The 5905-nt window shown below is 68.6% G+C and carries 5 protein-coding genes; all 5 read right to left on the reverse strand.

The features are described from left to right. Positions 1-134: 134 nt before the first annotated feature. The 5 genes from RT456_RS19160 to RT456_RS19180 all read right to left on the reverse strand — a co-directional run bounded on the left by RT456_RS19160 (position 135) and on the right by RT456_RS19180 (position 5653). On the reverse strand, positions 135-1262 hold the full coding sequence (locus RT456_RS19160) for a YadA-like family protein (protein ID WP_313349014.1): 1128 nt from the start codon (positions 1260-1262) through the stop codon (positions 135-137). A 202-nt stretch (positions 1263-1464) separates the two neighbouring features. Further along, positions 1465-2961 (reverse strand): sigma-54 dependent transcriptional regulator, encoded by a 1497-nt coding sequence (locus RT456_RS19165; RefSeq protein ID WP_313349016.1) that lies wholly within the window; start codon positions 2959-2961, stop codon positions 1465-1467. Continuing rightward, positions 2958-3335, reverse strand: a complete 378-nt coding sequence (locus RT456_RS19170; protein ID WP_313349018.1) for a response regulator transcription factor — start codon at positions 3333-3335, stop codon at positions 2958-2960. Before RT456_RS19170 ends, RT456_RS19165 begins: the two co-directional genes overlap by 4 nt. A 14-nt stretch (positions 3336-3349) precedes the next feature. Further along, positions 3350-4759: an RNA polymerase factor sigma-54 gene (gene rpoN, locus RT456_RS19175; RefSeq protein ID WP_313349021.1), complete on the reverse strand. Its 1410-nt coding sequence runs from the start codon at positions 4757-4759 to the stop codon at positions 3350-3352. A 261-nt stretch (positions 4760-5020) separates the two neighbouring features. Beyond that, entirely contained in the window at positions 5021-5653 is a 633-nt protein-coding gene (locus RT456_RS19180; protein ID WP_313349024.1) for a response regulator transcription factor, read from the reverse strand. Between the last annotated feature and the right edge of the window lie 252 nt (positions 5654-5905).

Raw genomic sequence — 5905 nt, forward strand, 5'->3', positions numbered from 1 at the left:
GGAATGAAACGATCCCTCAGATGGGAGCAGAACCAGAAAAGGGACAGAGGAGGCAATGCCTCCCCTGTCCCCAGTGATCTTCGCTGTCCTTGAGGACGCCCGGGCTGGCCGGGCGCCCAACGCGCCGTGGCGGGCTACCAGGTGAAGCCGGCGCCAACACCTACCGAGCTTTCATTGCCGCTGGTGGCACCGCCCACCGAAGCGGAGAAGTGCTCGCTGAACCGCCGGCGGAAGGAAGCGGCAAACGCGTTCTCGCCTTCGGACCAGCCTACCCCTGCGCCGAGGTAGTTTTCACCCACGTCCGGCATGCCCGAGCTCTGCACCAGTGCCGCGGTCATGGCGCCTTGGCGGCCGATGCGGCGGTCCATCTTGCGCAGGTGCTCGTCAATCCCATCGAGGCGAGCGTCCACGCCATCGAGGCGACCCTCAACGCCGGCGAAGCGATCATTCATGTCGGTGCGCAGCTGCTCCAGGTCCGCCGATGCGACGCCTCCGCCGGCACCCAGCAGGCTGATCTGCTGGTCGGTGTAGGTGTTGGCCGCAGTCAACGTGTCGCCGGCCGCCTGGTCGGTGTACGTGTTGGCGGAGGCGAGCGTGGTTGCGGCGGTGTCATTGAGCTGGCTGACGTTGACGGCGTCGGTGTCGTTGGTGCCTGCCGCCACGTTGGTGACCTTGCGTTCCGCCCCGGCGGCACCGACCGAAACCGTGTTGTCCTCGTCGGCGACCGAACCGGCACCGAGCGCCACCGAGTTGGCGGCAGTCGCGCTGGCGGCATTGCCCAGTGCGGTGCTGTCGGCACCGGAGGCGGTGGCGCCAGTGCCCAGGGCGCTGGCATTTGCACCGCTGGCGACCGAGTTCGAGCCGAACGCCATTGCATTGGCAGCGCTGGCCGCCGCGTTGTAGCCGACGGCGGTGGACGCAGCGCCGCTGGAATTGGCGCTGCGGCCGAGGGCGGACGAGAAGTCGCCGGACGAGCGGCTTTCGGCACCCACCGCGGTGGAGTTGCCACCCGCAGAAATGGCATCGCTGCCTAACGCGGTGGAAGTGGCGCCGCTGGCGTTGGCCGCGTCACCGCAGGCGAAGGACCCGCCGGTGCCGGTGGCCGTCGGCGGTGCGGCGGCGCCGGTGGTGTCGCAGATCGACTGCGCAAAGGCGGACGAACTGCCCAGCGCGATGGCCAGCGCAAAGGCCAGGCGGGCGAGGGAGGGAACGCGGGCGGCGACGCGGGCCGCAGAGACAGACGAATGCAGGGAACGAGCCATGATCGAGGTCCTCGACGACGGTGCGGGCTGGCGCGTTCTGCGCGCCAGGCGACCGAGAGAATCCCCCGATTCCCCGCAGGCCCGGACCTGAAGCCCCCGTACCCTGCGTGTGTGGCGAACGTAGTCGCTGCTTTGTCATGGCAAGGTGAAAATGAGAAGGCCCGGGTGAGCCCGGGCCTGGAGCGCCAGCCTGCGCTGTGGATCAACCCGCCAGTTCGGGCTGGTCGCGTTCGATGCCGTACTTGCGCAGTTTCTCCACCAGCGTGGTGCGGCGCAGGCCCAGCAGCTGCGCTGCGTGGGCGACCACGCCCTGCGTGCGTTCCAGCGCTTCGTTGATCAGGGTCAACTCGATGTTGGCCATGTGGTTGCGCAGGTCCAGCCCGGCGTCGGGCAGCGCCGGGGCACGATCGGCTGCACCGGCGTCGCCGTTGGGTGCCGTGGCGCCGCCCGTGGAAGGGGTGTGGAACGAAAAGCTGCGCAGGTCCAGGCGCTCGTCGGCCGGCGCGGCCGGTGCGGCCACCACCACCGGCGCCGCTGCAGCGAAATCGCCGCGATAGCGTGCCGGCAGGTCCTGCACGCGCACGTTGCCGGACGGGTGCAGCACGGCCAGGCGCTCGACCAGGTTGGTCAGTTCGCGCACATTGCCGGGCCACTCGTAGCTGGCCAAGGCCTGCAGTGCTTCGGCGCTGAAACGGACTTCGCCACGGCCGGTGCGGGCCAGCTGCCCGGCGATGGTGCCGACCAGCGCGGGCAGGTCTTCGCTGCGCTCGCGCAGCGCCGGCACTTCAATGGGAAACACGTTGAGGCGGTAGAACAGATCCTCGCGGAACTTGCCGTCGGCAATGCGCGATTCCAGGTCGCGGTGGGTGGCGGCGATCACCCGCACATTGCAGCGGATGGTCTGGTTGCCGCCGACGCGTTCGAAGCTGCGCTCCTGCAGCACGCGCAGCAGCTTGACCTGCATCGGCAGGCTCATGTCGCCGATTTCATCCAGCAGCAGGGTGCCACCTTCGGCCATTTCGAAACGGCCCTTGCGTGCGCTCAATGCACCGGTGAACGCGCCCTTTTCGTGACCGAACAACTCGCTTTCGAGCAGGTCGGCCGGAATGGCGCCACAGTTGATGGCCACGAACGGCCCATCGCGGCGCGGCGAACGCTGGTGGATGGAACGCGACACCACTTCCTTGCCGGTGCCCGACTCACCCAGCACCAGCACGGTGGTATCGAAGGCAGCCACCTGTTCGATCATCAGCCGCAGCGCGGTGACGGCGGCACCTTCGCCGGTCGGTCCCTGGTCCTGCACCGCACCGGCCTGGTGCTCCGCATCCAGGCGCTTGAGGCTGGCACGGCGCAGCAGGGCTTCCATCTGCGCATGGCGCAGCGGGGCTTCCAGCGGCCACACGTTGGCTTCGTGCAGGCCATGGCGCTGGGCGAAGCTGGACGCGTCGCCGTCGATCAGCATCACCGGCGGCGGCAGGGCGCCCTGGCCGGCCCAGGCGAACAGGGCTTCGCTGCGCGCGCCCGGTTCCAGGCCACCGATGATGACGGCCATCCAGTCGGTGGCGCGGTGGCGGGTGGTATCGAAGTCGGCCGCGTCGGCGATCCAGCGCGGGTTGAAGTCCATGAACTCAAGCAGGGCGACGGTGCGCTCGGCACGCACCGCATCATTGTCCAGCACCAGGATGCGCGACTCGCTCATGGGGCCGTCTCCTTCAAGCCCTCCAGGATCGGCATGACCTCCTGGATGTAAGACAGCTTGCTGACGAAGTTGTCGGCGCCGGCACGCAACGCGTGCTCGCGGTGCTCGACGTCGTCGAAGTGGCTGGCGATGACGATGTAGGGCGCGTCGTCCTGCGACTTGATCAGACGCGTCGCCTGCAGGCCGCCCATCTCCGGCATGGCCAGGTCCATCAGCACCACCTGCGGGCGCAGCGACTCGGAGCGCTCGATGGCTTCCAGGCCATTGGCGGCGCTGCCGATCACGTCCAGCCAGTCGACCTTGCGGAAGTGGCGCATGGCGGCGTTGATGAAGCCCTCGTGGTCATCGACCAGCAGGACGGTGAGCTTGTTCATGTCTTCCACTTCCTTCAGCCGACCCGGGCAAGTTGTGCCGGGCGGGCGTTGATGCGGCGGCGCTCGCGCGCCGGGGCGATATCCAGTTGTTCCCGGTATTTTGCAACGGTACGGCGGGCAATGTTCACTCCCTGGCGTGACAGAAGTCCCGCAATGGCCTCATCAGCCAGCGGCCGGCCGGCCGGTTCGGCGTCGATCAGGCGGCGGACCATGGCCTTCACGGCCTGCCCGGAGACGCTGGCGCCTTCCAGGCGCACGGCGAAGAAGTGCTTCAGCTCCAGGGTGCCGCGCGGGGTCTGCAGGTACTTGCCGGTGGTGATGCGCGAGACCGTGGACTCGTGCATGCCGATGGCGTCGGCCACTTCCTTGAGGGTGAGGGGGGCCATGGCCTCTTCACCGCGGGTCAGGAAGCCGGCCTGGCGCTCGATGATCACCCGGGTGGTGCGCAGCAGGGTGTCGTAGCGCATCGAGAGGCCACGGGTGAGCCAGCGGGCTTCCTGCAGCATGTCGCGCAGCGGCTGGGCGCTGTCGCCGGCGTCGCTCAACGCGTGCTCATAGCTCGGGTTGATGCTCAGGCGGCGGCTGGTGGCCGGGTTCAGTGCAACGCGCCACTGGTTGTCGGCATGCCAGGCGATCACATCGGGAATGACCACGCCGGTGCTGCCGGGCAGCAGGCTTTCGCCCGGCCGCGGCTGCAGCGACAGGATCAGCCGCACCGCTTCATGGATGTCGGCTACTTCGGCGTCCAGCTGCCGGGCCAGGGCGGGGTAGTCGTGCACGGCCAGGTGCTCCAGGCCCTGGTCCAGTACGCGCCGGGCCAGATGGCGGGCCGGCACGCGGCCATGCAGGGTGTGCAGCTGGACCGACAGGCATTCGTGCAGGTCACGGGCGGCCAGCCCGGCCGGGTCGCCGTGCAGGATGCGCTGGCGTACGGCCTCTACGCCGGCGGCGTCGATATCGGTGTGGGCGCTGGCCAGCAGGGTCAGCTGCTCCAGCGGCGCGTCCAGGTAGCCGGCGTCGTCGCAATGCTCCAGCCAGAAAGCGGCCACGGCCAGTTCGCGGTCATCCAGCTCCAGCGACAGGCGCTGCAGGGCGCGCAGCTGGGGATCGCTGGACTCGTCGGCGGCGATGCGCTGCAGGCGGTCGTCGTCACCGTCGTGCCAGCTGGCACCGGCCACGTCCCACATCGCCGTCTCGGGCAGTTCGTCGAACGCGGCCACGTCGGTGGTGGTGGTGGCGTCGCTGGTGTCGGCGGCGGTCTGCTCGGGGGCCTCTTCCAGCTCCAGCAGCGGATTGGTCTCCAACGCACGGCGGATCTCCAGCTCCAGCTGCATGCCGTCCAGCTGCAACAGGCGGATCGACTGCAGCAGCTGCGGCGTGAGGTGCAGCTGCTGACCCAGCTGGGTCGACATCATCGGCTTCATGCGTTTTTCCCCGTCGCACCGACTCCCCGGTGCGTTCTGGAACACATCTTGCTTGTGATCCGGCGGGGGGGTAATCAGGGGGTTCCTGATAGGGGTCGTCAAGCTCCCGACAGCGTGTGGGGAGATTCCCTACCGTATTCCAGTTATTTGACGCTCTGTGCCGCGGAAGCCCTGTGTTTTCGTGGGCGGGCGGCGTGCGGCGGGTTCAAATTTCCGACGGAGGCCGAGTCTGAAGGCTTCAGGTGTCGGGGATTTGTCGCTCTATTCCAATTCGTGCTGGTGGCGGGCGGCCAGCAGGAGCAGGTCGTTGGCGCGGCGGCAGCCGAGCGACTCCATCATCCGCGCGCGGTGGGTCTCCACCGTCTTGACGCTGATGCCGAGGTCGGCGGCGATTTCCTTGTTGCTTTCGCCCTTGCCGATCTGGCGCAGGATCTCGCGCTGGCGGGGCGACAGCGCGGCAATGCCCACCGGCTTTTCGCGGCCCAGCATGGGCGCCAGCATCTTGGCCGAGATCTGCGGGCTCAGGAACACCTGGCCGGCGTGCGCGGCGCGCAGGGCGAGTTCCAGTTCCTGGGGCGCGGCATCCTTGACCACGAAGCCGACCGCTCCGCGGTCCAGGGCATCGCGCACGTGCACCGCGTCATCGTGCATGGTCATCATCACCACCCGGGTACCTGGGGCGCGCAGCAGGATGTCGCTCAGTGCCTCCAGGCCGGTGCGACCCGGCAGGGACAGGTCCATCAGGATGACGTCGGGCGAATGCTGGATGGCCATCTGCAGGGCCTGCTCGGCATTGCTGGCCTCTGCGGCGACGTCCACGTCGGCAAAGCCCTGGAGCAGGCGACTGAGGCCGGCGCGGACCAGGGTGTGATCGTCGACGATGAGAACGCGCACGGGCAGGGGGCATGTGAAGACAGGAAGTTCTTCACATTAACCGAGCGCGAGGCGCTAGCCAAGCGCCGTAGTGCCGGCCGCTGGCCGGCTCCGCACGGAACCCAGCATCGTGCGGAGCCCGTAGTGCCGGCCGCTGGCCGGCTCCCCGGAACCCTGCATCGTGCGGAGCCCGTAGTGCCGGCCGCTGGCCGGCTCCCCGGAACCCAGCATCGTGCGGAGCCCGTAGTGCCGGCCGCTGGCCGGCTCCCCGGA

The sequence above is a fragment of the Stenotrophomonas sp. genome, assembly GCF_032099025.1.
Lineage (GTDB): Bacteria > Pseudomonadota > Gammaproteobacteria > Xanthomonadales > Xanthomonadaceae > Stenotrophomonas.

Bases quoted from the DNA above. Each gene is read 5' to 3' on its own strand.
- RT456_RS19160 (WP_313349014.1), bottom strand. From the start codon at position 1,262: ATGGCTCGTTCCCTGCATTCGTCTGTCTCTGCGGCCCGCGTCGCCGCC.
- RT456_RS19165 (WP_313349016.1), bottom strand. From the start codon at position 2,961: ATGAGCGAGTCGCGCATCCTGGTGCTGGACAATGATGCGGTGCGTGCC.
- RT456_RS19170 (WP_313349018.1), bottom strand. From the start codon at position 3,335: ATGAACAAGCTCACCGTCCTGCTGGTCGATGACCACGAGGGCTTCATC.
- rpoN (WP_313349021.1), bottom strand. From the start codon at position 4,759: ATGAAGCCGATGATGTCGACCCAGCTGGGTCAGCAGCTGCACCTCACG.